At 27.9% G+C, this 2,045-nt stretch carries 1 protein-coding gene; it reads left to right on the top strand.

Features of this window, described 5'->3' with window-relative positions; translation table 11 throughout:
* Positions 1-2,045 (top strand): hypothetical protein (locus Q5O29_RS09665; protein ID WP_302632080.1); only part of this gene is annotated, 2,045 nt, incomplete at its 5' end.

The following is a 2,045-nucleotide window of genomic DNA, read 5'->3' on the forward strand; positions in this document are numbered from 1 at the left end:
TTACAGTAAGACCTAATTTATATAAAAATGTATTTAAAATATTTGCTGAGAGTGAAAATGCATCGCTAAGCACTAAAATTATAAATGAAATAGAGGATAATAATTTACAAACTTCTGAATCAGAAACTCCTAGCACAGATAGTTCAGGATTAGGAAATACAAATACTGGAGAAAGTGAATCTGAAACAATTACTCCAGGGGGTAATACTGAAAATGACACTAGAACACCAGTATTTGAAATAGGATTTGATAGTATTACAAGAAAATACAGAGTATTTAATCAAAGCAATGAAAAATTATCAAAAACAAAGTTAGATGATGAAGCATTTAGAATTGAAATTAAGGGTTCTGATGGAGAAATAAAGACGAAAATTACTTTAACAGGTAATGATAGAGGTACATCTCCAAAGTTATCAGCTATTAATGATATAAATTATGCTGATGGTGATAGTATAAGAGTATATAGAAGTGATTTAAAGGGTATTAAAATTACTGGTACAGTAACTGGTCATATTCCTAGAACAGAAGATAATATGAATCAAACTAATAAATTTGATTATATGAATAATACAAGATTTATAGTAAGTGATGCCGGGCTAGAAGCTAAATATAATAAAGCTCCAGTTATAGAAGGTGTTAAAAAAATTAGGACTGTCAGTAAAGGTACAATAGATTTATTAGAGGGAATAAACATAAGTGATGAAGAGGAAAACATATCTACTGACTATATGTTTATATATGTAGATGATAAACTTATAGGAACTGTAGATAATGCTCGTAATAGCAATGAAAATTCTCATAAATACTATAACTTTAATAAAGTAGGTACTTATAAAGTAAAATATGTACTTTATGATAAATGGGAAAGAGCAACTATGATAGAAACTACTGTAAAAGTAGAATCTAAAGTAAGAGAAAATGAAATTGAAGTTTATAGACCAGATAGTACTTTAGCATTTAGAATTGCTTTTGATACTAAGGAAAATAAATTTGTATTAAAAGGCTCTAGTGAAGATAGTATTGTAGATAAAGAAGAAAAAGATGATAATCAAGAAGCTAATAATAAAGATGATTCACAAAAGGATAATCAAGAAGATGAAAATATAGAAACATATTCATCTGAATCAAATAGTGAAAAGTACTTTGAAATGATTGTAAGAGATGCGAAAGGTAATGAAAGAAAAAAGGTATCATTAACTGGGGATACTCAACAAGATAGTGAACAGCTAAATGGGTTACATCAATTTGAATTTAATAGATATGATACTATAAGTTTAAAAGCAAGAACTGCACAAACTGTAAAAATTAAAGGTGGTATTGTGCCAGAAGCAAGTACTAAATCAACTACTACAGATTATTCAAATGGATTTGGTACAGTTGAAAAGTATTCAGAAGTTAGATTTAAAATAACTGATGATGGACTTAGAGAAATGACAAAGAAATCTTTAACAATTAAAGGAGCATATCCTATAACTATAAAAAGAGGGGATACCTTAGATCTTTTAGATGGTATATCTGTAGAGTTAGATGATGAAAATAATGATGACTACAAAATAACAGTTGAAGAAATATCATCTAATGGTAATAATGTAGTTTTATTAGATGACACTGATAATGATGATTCGACAGATGATGGAACAACAGATAAAGATGAAAAGTTGTTTAAAAAGTTAAAAGAGGGAGTTTATACTGTAAGGTATACTGTTACAAATAGTTGGGGTGCTACTACTACAGTTAATAGAGTAATAACTGTTAAACCTAGAACTGAATTAGAAGCTGTAAAGCTTACTGTAAAAGATTATCTAGGAGAAGATATACTTATAATAGGATTTGATTCCATAACAAGAAAACTTAGAGTAATAGACTACAAAAATAAAAGTATTGATTATTTAGATAACTCTCAGGTTTTTGAAATAAATGCTTTTGATAGTTTAGGAAAAACTTTAGGAACTATTGCTTTAAGAGGAGATCAAGAAATTGATAAATCTATAATAGATAGAATAAATGCATTCCCTTATGAAGAAGGTTATTCATTAAGTGTTTGA

It is taken from the genome of Clostridium sp. CAG:265 (assembly GCF_000436575.1).
GTDB lineage: Bacteria > Bacillota > Clostridia > Clostridiales > Clostridiaceae > Clostridium > Clostridium lentum.